This is a genomic window from Pseudomonas putida S13.1.2 (assembly GCF_000498395.2).
In the GTDB taxonomy this organism is placed as follows: domain Bacteria; phylum Pseudomonadota; class Gammaproteobacteria; order Pseudomonadales; family Pseudomonadaceae; genus Aquipseudomonas; species Aquipseudomonas putida_Q.
In genome coordinates this window covers 1406291-1422491 of sequence record NZ_CP010979.1, presented here as the reverse complement: position 1 = coordinate 1422491, position 16201 = coordinate 1406291, and the positions used below count along the sequence as shown (strand labels likewise).

Genomic DNA, 16201 nt, shown 5'->3' with positions numbered 1-16201 from the left:
AAAGCTATGACCGCGGTGTCCGCCTTACCAACGAGTCGTACTCTCGCTCGCACTGCTGACCTGCTATTTGGGCTCGGTCATAAGCTTTCGCCAGTTCTCCCGCTCGAGCGTCAGCCCGTGCGAGCAGGTTGGAGAGCACCATGGCGGCGCGGGTGGCTGCCTGGCCTCGGGCGACAGCGGCGGTATCCGCGCCGGTGCAACTGATGGCGGCAGCGAGCTGGGTGGCGTCACTGCGCAGCCGCTGGCCAGCAGCATCGGCGTCAGCAGCGCCAGCATTAGCAATCGTTCTTTCTTCATGGGCCTTTAGCCTCGCCTCTTGCTGCGCATCTGCGCTCCGATGTTCTTCCTGGCGCGCCGATCGCTCACCAATCACTTCGGCGAGCCGGTCGCCGCTGTCCCGCTTCGCTGATTGCTTGCCGGCCTGGGCAAGCTCCACTGAGCGACCGTGCTCATAGGCCGCCCAGTGGGAAGCTAAAAGCACCAGGACTGCGGCAACTCCAGCCCACGGGTTCATGAAGCCAGGGCCCTCCGCACGCCCTCGTCGATCACTTCGGCCTTGTATGGGTTGCCGCCGTTCTCATGGATGATGATGCCTAGGACGGCCTCACGCAGAACGGCGCGCTTGGAAATGTCGATGGAGTCGCGCACCCCGACCCCGAGCCGCTTGGCGATGGCCTGCGCATAGGCCAGGGTGTTGTTCTCGCTGGCCGGCGCCCATCGGCTGATGAACTCCAGGGGGGTATCGATACCAAGGCGGCCCACACCTGGCATGCCGTCTTTGCCGCGGTAGTTAAGCAGAAGCTTGGCCAAGGCACGGATGCCGTTTTCAGGATGATCGAAGCGCGCGAATCGGGGCTTGGGAACACCCACCTCTACGCCGAGCTGGCCCTGCCAGGCGTTGCGGGGGTTGAAATCGATATTGCCGGGGTTGTGATTCCGGACGCCGCGAGGAGTACTCATTCAGTAGCCTCCTCTGGCGAAGCTTCCGGCTCGACCTCGTCCGGCGCCTGAGCGGTGACCGTCACCTCCGCCTTGAAGACCTTGATCACCTTGGCGGTGGACAGAACCACCCTCGGGTTGCTCTGCAACTCTTGGGTTGCAGCTGTTTCGGCCTCGCCCTCAGTAGCGAACTGGCGCTTGTTGATTGGGTTGTAGTCGTTTGTGGTGTCGATGACGATGAAAGGCATGAGTTTTCTCCGGGCAAAAAAATACCGCCGGATGGCGGTTGGGTTTGGGTGTTGCGGTGAGTCAGGCCGGCACTTCGGGCCAGTCGATCTCGTCGGGATAACCTGGCTGATCAACCAAGCGATTTAGCGCGACACGGTAGCGCCTCCAAGCCTTCAGGGCGTCAACCTCGCCCGGCATGGCCTCCTCAAGATCCACCGCATCTTGCAGCGGGGCTATGGCGTAATCAGCGGCCTGGCGCAGAACTGCAATTTTCTCTGTTGCCTCGCGCAGTTGCATGCTCGGCCGTAACGCCTCCACCTCGGCTGAAGTCGCAAAGCGCCATCCGGGGACGACACCAGATGAAAGTATTAAGTCGCTGCCGTTCGTCCAGTAGGACGGCTCCGGATTGAGATGGCGATCAATCTCCCGAGGCCCCATCAGCCTCAAACCTGGAGGAATGAATTCGTCTTGGCTGCCGTCTTCCTCGAACGCAAAGACCTGCCCCGTAAGATCATTGACTAGATATTTATGGCCCATGCTTCGACCCTCAGCTTGTGAGTTCTCGCCAGTAAAGAACGGGGGCAGTACCGTTCAGAACCGACACGTTATAAGTTGCAGCGGGAGGAACGATAATGGTCTGAGACGCAATATATTGTCCTGATGCGTATGAGTAACATCCGATCCCTGCCACTGCCCCGCCAACCGCAACCTGATAACCAACTCCGCCACCACTCGCGGGCCCACCGAAGACAGAAACTTGAATCGGCTTGCCTGTGGTATTCGTATAGGTAGTGCCCAAGGAGCGCTGTGGTGTTCTGTCTTGCCAGCTTTGCCCGACCCCTAGATCACCGATACCGAGGGACGCTTTGGCTGTGGCCGCCGTAGTGCCGCCTGTACCACCCTTTGCAATCGGCAGCGCTGCAGGGATGGAGTTGCCTCCAAGCGCTGCATAGATCTCATCGAAGTTTGCAATGGCCTTAACCCAGGCGCTTCGGCGGTCATCGCCGCCGGCACCGCTAGGCGCGTTGCCGAGATTGATTGTTTGTTTCGCCATGTCGACTCCTTAAAAAGGTTTCATTGGCCTGGAGGCAAACAGCGTCCGCCCATTGGCCGTAAGCGGGTTGATACCCGATCCGTTATCGCAATACATCTGCAAGATCGACCGGTTACCGGGCAGGAAACCGCCATAGTTAGTGCGTAGCGGCTGTGAGGTTTGCCCGATGTTGGTCATTGAAAACAGCGCATTGGCCAAGACGTAGTCCTGATAGCTCCCTGTCCAGGGCATCTGCTGACTTGGCGAGTAATAGGGTCCACCTACAATCGGATCGCCCGCTTGAACAAATGAGCTTGAGGCTGGCTGCCCATTTAGCAGAGCGAGGTTGGCGGTGGTGACAAAGGTCCTGCTACCTGCACTGTTTCGGACCGATGCCCCAAACTCTCCCGGTGGCGTGGATGGCGTCAGGTAGCTCGCGCAATACCAGTTGATCATCATCGGATAGAGTGCAGTTTCGCCGTGCGCCACTTGGTTGTTCCAGGCTTTCAACCTGAAACCTGTCCAGTTCCCAGGGCTACCCTTCACCGAAAAATTACCCACCATCATGTAGTTGTCAGCGTTCAGGAAGACTAAAGGCCTCTCGTACGTGGTGATGGGCGCAGCGAAGTTCACATCAGCCCACTGGATCTGGCTTCCGCTCCCCGGTCCTTGGAAACCAATGTTGAATCTCCCGTTATAGCGAACTGTCAGCACCTGGTTGACCGAGTCAATCTGCGTTCGAATGTTGTTGTTCGAAGCGCGCATGCCGTAGGAGCCTGGTGCTGGGAATGGCTCGCCGCCCAACGAGAGAATCATCACTTGCCAGGTGCGGGTGTAGGGCTGCCGCAGCTGCAACTGCCCCGCGGAGAACCAGGCCTGAGGACTGGTGGTGTTCTCTCCTCCGTCATACAACGCGTCCACGACCACGAAGGATTGCGCCTGGATCTCGGGAATCGAGATGTACTGGTCGAATTCGCCGTTGCCGGTCACCTGCATCATTTTCAGAGATCGCACCGAGGTGATCGTGGTGTCGAGGGTGATGCCCCCAGACGCATCCCGCGTCCGGAGCCCATATAGATCAGCCATTAGGTAAGCCTCCCTACCGCCGTACGCTCGATGCCATTGGCGTCGTAAACGTACAGCCCGGCGTTGTTCAGCAGCGTCGATCCATTGGCATCCTGCCCCCTGATACTCACAGCACCCGTCACAAAGTTCAGCTCCAGAAGGGGAAGTCCTTGTGAGTTGACTGCTTGCGAGCGAATCGTCATGCCGGCCACGATGTTCTGGATGAACGCCTGATTGATCACCGCCTGGTTGATGAACACCTGACCGTTCGAAACAACAAACGGCAGGGTCACCTGTCCAGACGACTCATCCACAATCGCAAAGCGCTGCGCGTAGGCCAGGATCTCAGCAGTTTCTCCATTACTGCCCAGCGCAAGCCCCGCCATCACGCGGCGCCCGTCGGCAATCGTTTCAGCCTTGATCGTGGTCATGGCGGAAACGCGCCCATCTACGCCGGCAATAGTCTCGGAGACCTGCTGCACCGAGGCGCTCACGGCCTGTACCGAGCCTTCTACGCCGCCGACTTGCGACTGGACCGTGTCCACCCGCTTGCCCATGGCAACGCCATCCTCGATCCGGGCCGACTGCTCGGTCCAGACACCAACCAGGCCGCCGGTGGCACCAGCCAAGCCGGTGCTGTCGCCCTCCATTTCCGGGTTCACCTGAACATACAGCCCATCCAAGCGGCTGGCCTGCGCGGTGATCGCCGTCCCTTGCTGGTTCACCGTGGTGTTCAGTTGGCTGATGGCCGTGGCCTGACCGCTCACCGCCCGCGCGGAAGGGCCCGGTACGAACGGAGAAGGCGTGTTGCTCTCCCCCACCCGCTTCTCGATCATCACCGAATCGATGATGGCCGTGAGCCCGGAAACAGCGCTCATGTTGAAGTAGATGGTGATGCCGACGTTGGCGCTATCCGTGACGGTGACCGGGAAGGTGACGCGTGTCCGCGTCGTCGGCAGGGCAAGCGTGGGCCCATACCGATGCGTGCCGTTGTATAACGAGACGCGCCCGTTGGTGGCCGCGCTGCACTGGATGTACATAGACACCAGGTACACGCCAGGCTCGATCCGCACGTTCCAGCCAGCCAGGGTGTTGGTCGTGCTCAGCATGAGGAAGCTATTGGTGCTGCTCCCAGCCAGGTAGCCGAAGCCGGAGTCAGCGTCCGGCACTGCCACGCCTTCTCGCGTCACACCACTGCCGACGGCCGTAGCCGGAAGCGTGGTAGAAGTCAGCCAGCTGTAGTCATCCGCCAGCAGGTTGGAGCCACTTCCCCCGATCCCGCTTATGGAGCTTTGCAGTTGAGTAACGGCCTGACCCTGCGAGCTCAGCGTATTGCCCTGCTGTGTCACGGTACCCTGCAGGCTCTGCAGCGCAGTGTTGTCCGCCTTGCCCGCCACAGCGTTGTTCAGCTGGGTGATGGCAGATCCTTGGCTGGAGACCGTCCCCTCCGTCACCGAAACACGGGCGTCAACCGATTGCAGTGCGCTGGCCTGGGCATTGTCCTGACCGGCGCGCTTACGTGCAATTGGCGAGGACAGGAACACATCGGTGGCATCACCCACCGACACGCGGAAGGTCATCGCCATACGCACGCATCCAGCCGGCACGGTGGCCTGCCCAGTCAGCTTCGTCCAGGTTTGCGCAACGTTTGTGAGACGAACCCCATCGCCCGCTGCAACCACCCAGTTGTGACCGACGCTCGTGCCTTCGAGATCATAGAACTGAATCCACAACCCATGCTGACGCGCCACTGAGCTGTAGGCATACAGCTCGAAATCATAGACCTCGCCGCCCGCAACAGAGATTTGCGAAGTCACCGCATTCTCGGGAGGCCGGACGTTGAGGGCACTTTGAAAGCCCAGGTAGTTGTTGCCGGTGGACGTTGCCACGGGCCACTTCACCACCCGGGGCGACGGCGCCCCAGATGGCACTGAGGCGTCATTGCGCGCCAGCACGGCGAACGCTGGAGAACCAGAGAACACCGGGCCATCTGCGAATGCCGGGTTGAACAGCAGGTTTTCAGCCGACAGAACGCCAACCGATGCCTTGATGTTGGTGATCTCGCTTCCTTGCGCCGTGATTGTCGATCCCTGCTGGGTGACCGTGTTGGTCAGTGCCTGGACCGTTGATGCGTCAGCCTTGGCGGCAACCTGGCTCAAAGCGCTTGCTGCAGCAGTGGCGGCGTCCGTTGCCACCTTGTCCGTCACCGCCACCCAGGCGCTGCCGCTCCACCGCTTGGGTGTGTTGGCGTTGCCCGTGGTATCGATCCAGAGGTTCTGCGCCAAGCGGTCAGCCGTGGCCGGCGTCGCACTCTGGATGATCACTTTACCCTTGCCGCCGGCCAAGTCCGAAGCTGCCTGCGCGGCCTGCTGCGCTGCAGTGACGTTCTGGTTGGTGGTGGAGAGGCTGTTGGTCAGTCCCGTGATTGCAGAGCCCTGGGAGGTCAACCCCAGCTCGGTCTGGCTCACCCGGGAATCAAGCTGCTGCGTGGCCGATGCAAGCGCCGCTTCGCCAGCCCCCTGTCTGGCGATTTTCAAGTTCGCGACCCACATCTTGAAGCCGACGACGGCAGGACCGTCAGGTACCACGTACAACGAAATTTCGGTTGTCTGAGCTGGCACGGTCACTTGAACGCCAAGCTTCTGCCACCCCCCATCAGCAGCCCTGTAGCCGAGGATTCGAACGTTGCCGCTGACGCTGGTAGCACTGTCGATCCAGTACGTGATAGCGATCTTGCCCGCGTTGGTCGTCGCATGTTCGCAGAACATCTGGCATTCCACGTTAAGGACTTCCCCCGGCGTCGCGGCGGTGCGCACGCTGCCGTTGGTGAACACCAGCGCCTGACCGCCCCATCCAGATACATCCCGCAACTTGGACATACAAAGCAGTCGATTTGCAGGTGCAGCAGCTGGTACACCCGCATCCGTCTTGCTGAAGTACTCCATCTTGAAGTCAGCGGTACTGTTGTTGACCAAATCGCCGGCGACATTGAAGTCGGGGTTGCGCAGCAGATTGTCCTGCGATGAGTTGCCAACCGATGTCTGGATGTTGGTAATCGCCTGCCCCTGGGCGGTCACCGTCTGCCCCTGCTGCGAAACTGTGTTGCTTAGTTGTTGCACAGTCGAGGCATCGGCTTTCGTCGCCACTTGGGACAGCGCACTGGCTGCCGCCGAAGCTGCATCCGTGGCCACCTTGTCGGTAACCGCCACCCATGCAGTCCCGCTCCAGCGTTTCGGCGTGTTCGCGCTGCCGGTTGTATCAATCCAGAGGTTCTGCGGCAGGCGATCCGCTACTGCCGGGGCCGTGGACTGATACATGACCTTACCCTTCCCACCCGCTAGATCGGACGCCGCCTGTGCTGCTTGTTGGGCAGCAGTGACGTTCTGATTGGTCGTGGTCAGGCTGTTTTGCAGGCCGGTCAGCGCGATCCCTTGCGAGGTCAGCCCCGTTTCCGTCTGCACCACCCGGGCATCGAGCTGGTTGACCGAGTTGGCCAAGGCGCCGACCTGACCAGCACTGTTGCCAATGTTGAAGGTCGACGGGGTTGTGCCGGCCCCGACCTGCTCCTCGAGCATGATGCGGTCTACCAGTACCGCGATTCCATCCTTCGGGTTGGGCGACGCAGATATGCACACCACCATCCGATCAGCTACGAAAGCAGTGCTGGTCAGGTCAAACACGGCGCTGTACCGGCCCCACTGATCGGTAATGGCGACATCCTGACCAGGTGCGAACCTCACGGCACCGTCGGCAGCAATAGTCCGCAGGCTGACCTGCATCTGCTTGGCCCCAGAAGTACTTTTGGCGTCCCAAGCCAGGATGTACTTCTTGTTTTTGAGGGCGATGTTTGCCCCCGAGTAGATGTTGCTCGGCGCAAAGTACGTGGTGCCGGTACCGGAGGTTTGAAGCAAGCGCAGCACATAGCCGTTGAAACCGTGCGGATCAGCTTCAACCGTGGCAGCCTGGCCCCCGCCCATCACCAGAGCGGGTACTGCCGGGCCAAACACAGCGTATTCGGCTGGCACCAGGTTGGCCCCGTTGCCCGCGATATCGCCCACCGCTGCCTGCACATTAGTTAGCGCGGATCCCTGCGCTTCGATCTTGCCTTCAGCGCTGGTTACCCGGGTACCCAAGTTGTTCACCGCAGTTGCATCGGCCTTGGTCTGAGCCAGGGCCAGAGCGTTAGCGGCCGCAGCTGCCGCATCCGTGGCAACTTTGTCCGTTACCGCTACCCAGGCAGACCCACTCCACCGCTTAGGCGTGTTGGCGCCGCCTGTGGTGTCGATCCACAGGTTTTGCGCGAGGCGGTCAGGCACCGGAGGGGTAGCCGTTTGCACGATCACCTTGCCCTTGCTGCCCGCCAGGTCGGATGCTGCCTGGGCAGCCTGCTGCGCGGCGGTGACGTTTTGGTTCGTAGTCGTCAGGCTGCTCTGCAGGGAGATGATCGACGAGCTCTGCGAGGTCAGGCCGGCCTCGGTCTGCGCGACCCGCGCATCCAGAGACTGCGTAGCAGACGCCAGCGCATTGGTCTGGGCGGCACGCTTGCGTACGGCCGGGGCGGCCATGTAAGCAACCAAGGCGTCGCCGGTAGACATGCGAACCGTCATCGCCAGGCGCACGGCGCCTGCCGGGACCGTCACCATACCCGTCAGCTTCACCCACTGACCTGCGGTGGTGGCAATGTTGAAGCCATCCCCGCCCTGCTGGACCCAGCCATGGGTAACAGAAGATCCGTCCAATGCGTAGTACTGCGCCCATAGGCCGAACTGCCTGGCCTTCTCACTGTGCAGCACCAGCTCAAAATCAAAGACCTCTCCGGCCGCCACCGCGATCTGTGTCGCATTGGAGTTCTCAGGAGGCCTGACGTTGAGGGCAGACGTAAATCCAACATAGGTGTTCCCCGTACTGGCGGGCACGTCCCACTTCACCACGCGCGCCGTGGGCGCACCTGCCGGCACGCTGGCATCGCTTCGGTTCAGCACCAGGATGCCGGGCTGGGCGTTGACGCCGTTACTGCTGGAGAAAGATGGGTCCAGCAGCAGGTTCTCACCGGAGATGTTCCCGATGCTGGCCTGGATGTTCGTGAGGGCCTGGCCTTGGGCGGTGATCGTGCTGCCCTGCTGGGTCACCGTATTGGACAACGCGGTCACTGTCGAGGCGTCGGCCTTGGTCTGCGCCAGCGCGCTTGCTGCAGCAGCGGCAGCCGCCGCATCAGTGGCCACTTTATCGGTCACAGCTACCCAGGCACTACCGTTCCAGCGTTTCGGAGTGTTGGCGTTGCCGGTGGTGTCGATCCAGAGGTTCTGGGCCGCCCGATCAGCAACCGCCGGTGTTGTTGCTTGGAACAGAACCTTGCCCTTACCGCCGGCCAGGTCGGAAGCAGATTGGGCTGCCTGCTGCGCCGCAGTAACGTTCTGGTTGGTGGTGGTCAAGCTGTTGTTGAGTCCAGTGAGTGCCTGGCCCTGCGACGTAATGGTGTTGCCCTGCTGAGTCACGGTCGTGGACAACGAATCAACAGCCGAGGCATCGGCTTTGGTCTGCGCGACCGACAATGCATTGGCCGCGGCGGCTGCAGCATCGGTCGCCACCTTGTCCGTCACCGCCACCCAGGCGCTGCCGCTCCACCGCTTGGGTGTGTTGGCGTTGCCTGTGGTATCGATCCAGAGGTTCTGCGCCAGTCGATCAGCGGCAGCCGGGGCAGCAGATTGCACGATCACTTTGCCCTTCCCGCCCGCCAGGGTGGACGCATCCTGCGCAGCCTGCTGGGCGGCCGACACGTTCTGGTTGGTCGTGACCAAGCTGTTCTGCAGGCCGGTCATAGCCTGGCCCTGCGACGTAATTACCCCCTCAGCATCAGTGACCCGGGTCGACAGGTGGTTGACCACCGAAGCATCGGCTTTGGTCTGCGCCACAGTCAGTGCATTTGCTGCTGCAGAGGCTGCATCCGTCGCGACCTTGTCGGTGACCGCCACCCAAGCGCTGCCACTCCAGCGTTTCGGCGTGTTGGCGTTGCTGGTGGTATCGATCCAGAGATTCTGCGCCAGGCGGTCAGCAACAGCAGGCGCTGCAGCCTGGACAATGACCTTGCCCTTGCCGCCCGCGAGGGTCGCCGCATCCTGCGCCGCTTGCTGAGCCGCCGTGACGTTCTGGTTGGTGGTGGTCAGGCTGGACTGCAAGCCGGTGAGCTGGGTGGCTTGCGAAGTGGTGGTGCCCTCCAGGTTGGTAACCTTGGTCTCCACGGTCTGCACGCGGGCGGCAAGCCCGTTCGCCGACTGCACAACCTGGCCGACATCAGTCCAATAGCTGGTATTCGGCGGCGCGGTGTTTTTCGGTACCGCCTTCGACGCCTGGTACAGCTTGCCATCGGTCCCCAGCACAGTCTGGCCAGACGTGTAGGTTTTGTCGGCGTTGTACGGCAGCGACTTGGCGATCTGGCTGACGCTGTCGATTTGGCCCTGCAGGTCTTGCGTGGCTTCGTCGAGGTCCTGTTGCACCTGCCGGGCGGCCTCGGCCACCTGGTCGATCGCTTGCTGAGCCTGTTGAGTCGCGGTGTCGAGGTTGGATTGAACCTGCGTGACCGCCTCGCCCAGTTGGTCGGTGATCTCGGTGACCTGCTCGTCCAGTTCTTCCAGACGGTTGTTGACCGACCCCGGGAGATCGGGTGGACCAGAGATGAGGGCGATCTCGTCGCGCAGTGCCGGGTACAGGGAACCGTTACTGATTTTGTCCTTGAAGTATTCCTCATACTCGGACTGGTTGCTGCTGGCCTGGCCGTTCACGCCAACGCCGGTTGGGTACCATGGTCCAACGTTCCCGCTGCGGTCGATCAGGCGCGCCCAGTAGAAGAACGAGACACCAGCCGCGAGACCGTGAACTTCGTGCTCAGCTTGCGGAAAAGCAAAGTCCCCCAGCTTGCTCGCCTCTTCGCGCTTGGCAGTTGTGCCCTGCCAAATCTCGGTGCGCTCAGTGTCCTCTGCGCCAGCCGGGAAGCCCCAGTTCAGTCGGGTGCCGAATACCAGCGGCGTGGTAGTGAGGAATGCAACTGCTGGCGGTAGAACTTCCTTACCCTTTAACTGGGTCAGCATGGAGTCGCGCCAGGTCGACGTGATATCGAACGAGCTCACAGCGCGCACACGCGCCAGGTAGGCCCCCGCATAGATACCCACCACATCGACAGAAGCCGCGCCGGTGCGTTGTACTCGAACCCAATTGCCATTGTCCTTGCGCCATTCCACGTCATAGGCGACGGCCCCCTGCACTGCTGGCCAGGAAATGGTCATGGTGTTCACGCCAATACCTTGATCCACGGCGTAGGCCGAAGTCAGGGTAACGCTGGCCGGTGGCTGCACGGTCGTCACCGGGATGACACTGATCGGGCGCTCGTCCAGCTTGGCGCCGGTGTCGATGGCCGCAAACTTGCTCGGATTGAACTCGAGCGCGGTGATCTCGTAGTCACCTTCCTGGGTGCGCGTAGTCTTCAGCACCCGGAACAGCTGGACAGCCAGGTCGTCGTAATCAATCGCCCACTGCAGTTCTGGCTCTGGCTGCACGCTGTATGCGGTAGTCACCGTCACTGCGCGCCCGGCAACCGACTGTACAGTTCGCGCCTGCGCGGTGCCGTTCGGCAGGTTCAGGATCAGACGGTCGCCGGCCTTGATCGGCGTATCACGGTCCAGCGTCACGACGCGCCCGGCTGCCGACGAAATCCGGCCACCGTTCGGGCGGCCAGCCACCAGCTCATCCGCCACAGGAATGACATAGCCAGGGAGCGGGATGCGGCCCTCCATGCCGGTCTTGAAGGTGACAGTACGGTCTTGACTATTGCTCAGCAGAGCCCACTTTCCGCGGCGCTGCGCTTCGGAGGCGCGGGTGCAGCCGATGGCCGATATCTCAACCGGACGATCACGGTACCGGCGTTGAAGCGCGTTGTCGGTCACCGGGATGACGTCAGTGTCGTAGTTGTTCGCCGGGTTGTCGTAGCTGACCAGGGCCCGACTGTAATGGGTGTTACGCTCGGCGCCACCATAGACGAACTCTCCGTCGATGACGTTGGCCCGGGTGAACACGTAGTCGATGTCCTGGGCGCGCGGCATGTCTGCCTGCATGAACAGCGAGCCGTGGGCCCAATACACCATGCCACGGTAGATTGCCGACAGGTCGCGCAGCAGGGTCCAGGCCTCGGCGCGGCCCTGCAGATTCATATCACACAGGAAGCGAGGCTCTTGCCCGCCCTGCCCGTTCGGCACCTGCTGGTCGCAGTACTGAGCGATGCGGTACATCTCCCACTTGTCGACCATCCAGGATTTGATGCGCTTGCCCAGGCCGAAACGGTCCTCGACGCACAGGCCATAGCTGACGAACGCAGGGTTATTGGTCCATGCCTGCTTGAAGGTGCCATCCCAAACGCCAGTATAGGTGCGGGTGTCTGGGTCATAATTTGTTGGCACTGGCCAGCGGCGCGCCCGGCACTTAACTGTTACCGTTGGAATGTTGGTGAATTGCTGAGCATCAAATTCGATGTACAGCAGAGCAGTGTTCGGGTAGCGCAGCTTTTCGTCGATGATCTCGGTATAGCCCGCAATCATCATCTTGTCGGCCACGGTTCCGCTGTTGGCGTTCGGCGTGAGGCGTCGGACGCGGAACTGCCATCCCGATGTCGCAGCTGGCAGGTCGACGCGTACAGACCGCTGGTATCCGTTAGTGGTTTTCCCGTCCACGGCGCCGCGGTGGGCCTCCACATAAGCGCCGCCATCCGTGGACACATCAATTGCATAATCAATCCGATAGCCGTTTGTGTTGCCGTTGCTATCTTGACTGGCGAGTCGATCCCAGGACATGCGCACGCGCACGGCAGATAGCTGAGCGTTGCTGAGCGCACGGACGAAAGGGTTGTCGCTGCGCAGTTCGACATTGACCGTAGTCTCGTTCTCGATCGCGGGCAGGCCCTGGATGTAGTCCTGCTCCACCGTGCCACGTCGCCACTCCCACTTCACGCCGGGGAAGTTCACGCTACCACTAGCATCCATGATCGGGGTGTTATCGAGATAGATGTCACGATCGGTCGGGGTTCCGTCAAACTCGCCCTCACCTACAGCGATCAGCATCTTGGCGATGATCGTGGACTGCAGGCTGTCAGGGGCTTCGACCGGCGTCTTAGGCTTACTCTCACCGCCTTTGGCGCCGGCAATGTCCATATGAGCTGTAGCACCCATGCTTTCCTCCAGGCAATAAAAAACCGCCCGGAGGCGGCTGGAATTCGGTGGTTTCTTCAGATCTTGTCTTCGGGGTAGGTAGATGCCGAGATGATTGCTCCCCCCCAACGGCGGTCCCCGATGCAGATCGGGACGGGGTTTCCGCTTGCCGTTGTATTCTTGGCATTGCCGAAGGCGTAGGACGGCAAGTTTTCAGGGGCGGCACTCTGGGATAGTCCCTTAGCCTGGGGGCTGAGCATCTGGACGACTCCGCCCAGCGTCATAGAAAGACCAGCATAGAATGCGGACGGGCCTAGCCATATGGACGACACCATCAAGGCTATGCCAATGATGGTTTGAAGAATCCCTCCGCGTTTGCTGCCATGAACAACAGGCACGATGCGTACCTCGTGAGTGCCTCGACGGCTCAACTCATCCATGCCAATGTTCTTTCGATTACGGAAGATAGCGAAGCGTAACCCTAGTCCATCGAGCCGTCTGATCTCCTCTTCGAAGCCTTGGACCGTGGCTTTCAAGGCTTTGAAGACTTCCCAGGTCTCGCCGCTGTCAATCTGACGACGATGCGTGCGCCCGAACTTCTGTGCCAGCGAGCCGGACAGTTTGATGATGGTCATTGGTTGATAGTCGGCCGCTGCGGTTGCCATGATTCCTCCAGGCATAAAAAAACCGCCCTAAGGCGGTTTGTGATGAGTGACTCAAAGACATGTTCTGACAGCTCGCTCCACAGCTGAACGACCAGGCATGGCTGACCACGGCATACGCTGTCGCAGAGCTATAGAGCTGCCAGTCGCTGTTCTAGTGATATCAAGCAGCTCGTCTACCATGCTGCTATTCGCCACCCATAAGCGATAACCGTTTTCGGTCTCGACCATGGAGGATTCCGTCCTGGCGGCCTGCCACTTAGGAAATACACACAGAGCATACTGCTTTGGTTCTTTCTTCGTTATCGCGCTAATCGAGGGCTCGTTGCCTTCCAAGTCTGCGGTCGTCACGCACCCCGCCAGCAACGCTAGCCCCACAGCACCGATCAGAATTCGCATGTGATCCCCTATTTCCGGTAGAAACGCTTGAACATGGTCTTGTGGGCATACCGGCGCCTACAGAACCTCGTGCAAGCCAAGGCCAGCCCTCCGAAGACGATCCCGAACACCGCCCAGAGGACTGTCGAGTTGTCGGTGATGTAGAGGTGAAAGACCTTGGCGGCATACCAGCCCGCGATCAGGCAGAGGATCCCTAGGAAGGCAGTAATGCCACGAGGCGTGCCGTACTCGATCTCGGCTTGGCAACCTCGGCATACACGAGCGCCCCACGGCACTTCGGTAATGCAGTGAGGGCAGGTAACGGTGTGATTGGATGCCACGGTCTCATTCCTTGAATGGTGGATAGGCCGGGCAGTTTACGGGAAATCGAAATTCGCGACAGCAGATGCAAAAAGCCCAGCGCGAGGCTGGGCTGATCAACTATTCTGCCGAATCACAATCCTGATGCCTGAGGCCGTCCTCCAAGAGGTGAACCACGCTCCCGGCCCCTCCATCGTAAATGAGATCGTCATAGAGCATTACGGACTGTCGGTAGTGACCGTTCAGGATCTCAAGAACTGCACACACCGAGCTCAATGCAGCCTTGATCTTCAGACGACTTGCAGGGGACAGCGGGCTTGCCGCAAGCCCTTGAATGTGGACTAGGTCATTGTGTGCAATACGCTTGTTGCGATGCTCACGCGCAAACTCCGCGTCAATCAAGGCGGTAGCGACTGCGCTTTCCACCTGGGCTCGGACTTGCGTATCACTGATGATCGGTGGGATGGCACTGATTGAAAGGTTTGGCTTCTTTCCCGTCATAGCGGGATCAGTAAGCCTGGAAATCCCCAGCATCACCGCATCCCAGAACTGTGCCTGTACAACGCCGAAGAACGTAGGCGCTGAATCATTCAAAACCTGCACAGTTGCTTGGTCCACACAAAAAAGCTGCTCGTATTGCTTCCACAGCAAAAGGGTCTCAAGCAGTTGATCGTTGAGGTCGTAGTACATCGCCCCAAGATCCGCGCCCATACTCTTGATGCACTGATTCCGGCTTTCTTGCGCGCTGACCACTAACGATACTCCAAGCATGCTCCACAGAGTCGCGCAGCGTGCCACGTCATCATCACCCTGTCCACCCATCCAGTGTGGATGGAATACCAGTACCGCGCCATCATTTCGCCATAGTAGCGTTGCACCTCCAACGAAACGCCCCGGTCCGTTGCCGGAAAGCCCATGGAAACACTTAGGAGGATGATGTGAGCAGCGCCAATGCCCAAGGAAAAGGGGCCCCAATTTACTTTCTTCAACAGGGGGATCGGCTGTCTGATATCGCTGAGCGAAATCCGATCACTCCCGTGGTTAAATTATTGTTACAGCCCGCACTGCCCTCGAGCCCATTCGATCCGATAGCGGGCACGCCCCTTCATGAAATAACTGCGCTGATCGACACAGGGGCTGAGGGAGTTTACATCGACGAAGATTTTGCGCATCAGAATGGTTTTCTTAGTGAGCGGACCATGACCGTCCACTCTGCATCAGCAACAACAATTGAGCCAGTTTACCCAGCTCTTTTCATCCTCCAAGGATCATCGACGCACTACAAGCAAGCGGCCGAGTTTACGTCTGTCCCGCTGCGTAAAAACGGCCGTCACTATGATGCAATCCTAGGTATGCAGTTTCTGAGCAACGGTGTGCTTGTCATGGACTTCGACTCAAACACCTTCAGGTTTGAGTTCACTACTAAGCCCGACAAATAGCAGCTCTCTGGCGTCCCAAGGCCCGTCCTGCTTCAAGGGGATGACTTCGCAGTCGTCCCAATTGCAGGGCACCGGAGGCTTCACAGGAGCAACTATGGCTCTAGGGTCGATTCTCGTTTCGAGTCGGCTCACCGCCACAGCATCAGCCTTCTGGTTGCTCATGCCCTCCTCCATGCGGCCTAGCCGCTTCACTTCGAGTCCAGATGACGCAACACAAGGCGCGTCCGGTCGAGCCAAGGCCCGCCGAACACGATGATTTCTGATGGTCTGCCGAGCAGGTGGTGCAGAATGAATGGGCCCGGGCCGAATACCTGCCCATGCTCCTCAGGTAGCTTCGCATCGGCACCTAGGTAGATGCCAGCGTGATTCGGGTGAACGGTACGACCAACCGCCATGACGATCATGTCACCGCGTTGCGGCTGGCTTACCTGATAAAAGCCGGCTTCCTCGAAGGCCTGCTCGTACAAGCTCGGGCCGTCAGCCTTCTCCCACCAGCCATCCTCCCGAGCATAAGCTGGGAACTCCAGACCCCATACGCGCTTGTACCAATCCGCACACACCTGCCAGCAGTCCCAGGCGCCGTGCACGAATGGCCTACCCAACAACGGCGTGTGGCCGGTAGGGGTAATGCTGCGCAAATCACCTTCAGGCCACGACAGGATGTGCCAGGGCAAGCCTGTGGCCTCACACATGGCCAGGTCACGCGGCGAGGGCCTGCTGGTAGCATCCGGGTGCGAGTGCACGATGCCGAGCACTTCGCCTTGGTCTTCAATTGCCGCGTACTGCTCCGGCGCGATGCGGAACTCGTCGGCGGGATCGGTCGCGGTGTTGTCACATGGGATGTACCTGTGGGAGCGGCCGACGGTGATGATCAGGCCGCAGCACTCGCGCGGGTATTCCGCCGCGGCGTGCGCTTGCACGGCGGCGAGGATGTGTTTGCGCATG

At 60.3% G+C, this 16201-nt stretch carries 12 protein-coding genes; 1 reads left to right on the top strand and 11 read right to left on the bottom strand.

From position 1 onward, the window contains the following. Window positions 1–4: 4 nt before the first annotated feature. The 10 genes from N805_RS06450 to N805_RS06410 form a co-directional block, all read right to left on the bottom strand. A complete protein-coding gene (locus N805_RS06450) occupies window positions 5–514 on the bottom strand; it encodes a DUF2514 domain-containing protein (protein WP_026034468.1) in 510 nt (169 codons plus the stop codon). After that, window positions 511–960: a structural protein gene (locus N805_RS06445; RefSeq protein ID WP_019471639.1), complete on the bottom strand. Its 450-nt coding sequence runs from the start codon at window positions 958–960 to the stop codon at window positions 511–513. Before N805_RS06445 ends, N805_RS06450 begins: the two co-directional genes overlap by 4 nt. Next, window positions 957–1187, bottom strand: coding sequence for a hypothetical protein (locus N805_RS06440; RefSeq protein WP_019471638.1), 231 nt, complete (start codon window positions 1185–1187; stop codon window positions 957–959). The genes N805_RS06445 and N805_RS06440 overlap by 4 nt, the downstream gene beginning before the upstream one ends. Window positions 1188–1248: 61 nt before the next feature. After that, window positions 1249–1704, bottom strand: coding sequence for a tail fiber assembly protein (locus N805_RS29380; RefSeq protein ID WP_019471637.1), 456 nt, complete (start codon window positions 1702–1704; stop codon window positions 1249–1251). Between the two features lie 10 nt (window positions 1705–1714). Then, a complete protein-coding gene (locus N805_RS30470) occupies window positions 1715–2221 on the bottom strand; it encodes a hypothetical protein (protein ID WP_155412674.1) in 507 nt (168 codons plus the stop codon). A 9-nt stretch (window positions 2222–2230) separates the two neighbouring features. Next, window positions 2231–3286, bottom strand: a complete 1056-nt coding sequence (locus N805_RS06430) for a hypothetical protein (protein WP_019471636.1) — start codon at window positions 3284–3286, stop codon at window positions 2231–2233. After that, on the bottom strand, window positions 3286–12477 hold the full coding sequence (gene gpJ / locus N805_RS30940) for a TipJ family phage tail tip protein (RefSeq protein ID WP_033692274.1): 9192 nt from the start codon (window positions 12475–12477) through the stop codon (window positions 3286–3288). Before gpJ ends, N805_RS06430 begins: the two co-directional genes overlap by 1 nt. Before the next feature lie 56 nt (window positions 12478–12533). Then, window positions 12534–13121 (bottom strand): tail assembly protein, encoded by a 588-nt coding sequence (locus tag N805_RS06420; protein ID WP_019471634.1) that lies wholly within the window; start codon window positions 13119–13121, stop codon window positions 12534–12536. Window positions 13122–13525: 404 nt separating this feature from the next. Then, window positions 13526–13837 (bottom strand): hypothetical protein, encoded by a 312-nt coding sequence (locus tag N805_RS06415; RefSeq protein ID WP_019471633.1) that lies wholly within the window; start codon window positions 13835–13837, stop codon window positions 13526–13528. 100 nt (window positions 13838–13937) lie between these two features. Continuing rightward, complete coding sequence (locus N805_RS06410) at window positions 13938–14507, bottom strand: hypothetical protein (protein WP_230685709.1); 570 nt, start codon at window positions 14505–14507, stop codon at window positions 13938–13940. Between the two features lie 248 nt (window positions 14508–14755). On the opposite strand from N805_RS06410, the gene N805_RS06405 reads away from it, so the two are divergent. Beyond that, entirely contained in the window at window positions 14756–15256 is a 501-nt protein-coding gene (locus N805_RS06405; RefSeq protein WP_019471631.1) for a retropepsin-like aspartic protease, read from the top strand. 188 nt (window positions 15257–15444) lie between these two features. On the opposite strand, the gene N805_RS06400 is transcribed toward N805_RS06405, so the two are convergent. Further along, entirely contained in the window at window positions 15445–16200 is a 756-nt protein-coding gene (locus tag N805_RS06400; RefSeq protein WP_019471630.1) for a C40 family peptidase, read from the bottom strand. Window position 16201 lies beyond the last annotated feature (1 nt).

What these genes read in the sequence shown, in the direction of transcription:
- N805_RS06450 (WP_026034468.1), bottom strand. Translation starts at nt 514, where the DNA reads ATGAACCCGTGGGCTGGAGTTGCCGCAGTCCTGGTGCTTTTAGCTTCC.
- N805_RS06445 (WP_019471639.1), bottom strand. Translation starts at nt 960, where the DNA reads ATGAGTACTCCTCGCGGCGTCCGGAATCACAACCCCGGCAATATCGAT.
- N805_RS06440 (WP_019471638.1), bottom strand. Translation starts at nt 1,187, where the DNA reads ATGCCTTTCATCGTCATCGACACCACAAACGACTACAACCCAATCAAC.
- N805_RS29380 (WP_019471637.1), bottom strand. Translation starts at nt 1,704, where the DNA reads ATGGGCCATAAATATCTAGTCAATGATCTTACGGGGCAGGTCTTTGCG.
- N805_RS30470 (WP_155412674.1), bottom strand. Translation starts at nt 2,221, where the DNA reads ATGGCGAAACAAACAATCAATCTCGGCAACGCGCCTAGCGGTGCCGGC.
- N805_RS06430 (WP_019471636.1), bottom strand. Translation starts at nt 3,286, where the DNA reads ATGGCTGATCTATATGGGCTCCGGACGCGGGATGCGTCTGGGGGCATC.
- gpJ (WP_033692274.1), bottom strand. Translation starts at nt 12,477, where the DNA reads ATGGGTGCTACAGCTCATATGGACATTGCCGGCGCCAAAGGCGGTGAG.
- N805_RS06420 (WP_019471634.1), bottom strand. Translation starts at nt 13,121, where the DNA reads ATGGCAACCGCAGCGGCCGACTATCAACCAATGACCATCATCAAACTG.
- N805_RS06410 (WP_230685709.1), bottom strand. Translation starts at nt 14,507, where the DNA reads ATGTACTACGACCTCAACGATCAACTGCTTGAGACCCTTTTGCTGTGG.
- N805_RS06400 (WP_019471630.1), bottom strand. Translation starts at nt 16,200, where the DNA reads ATGCGCAAACACATCCTCGCCGCCGTGCAAGCGCACGCCGCGGCGGAA.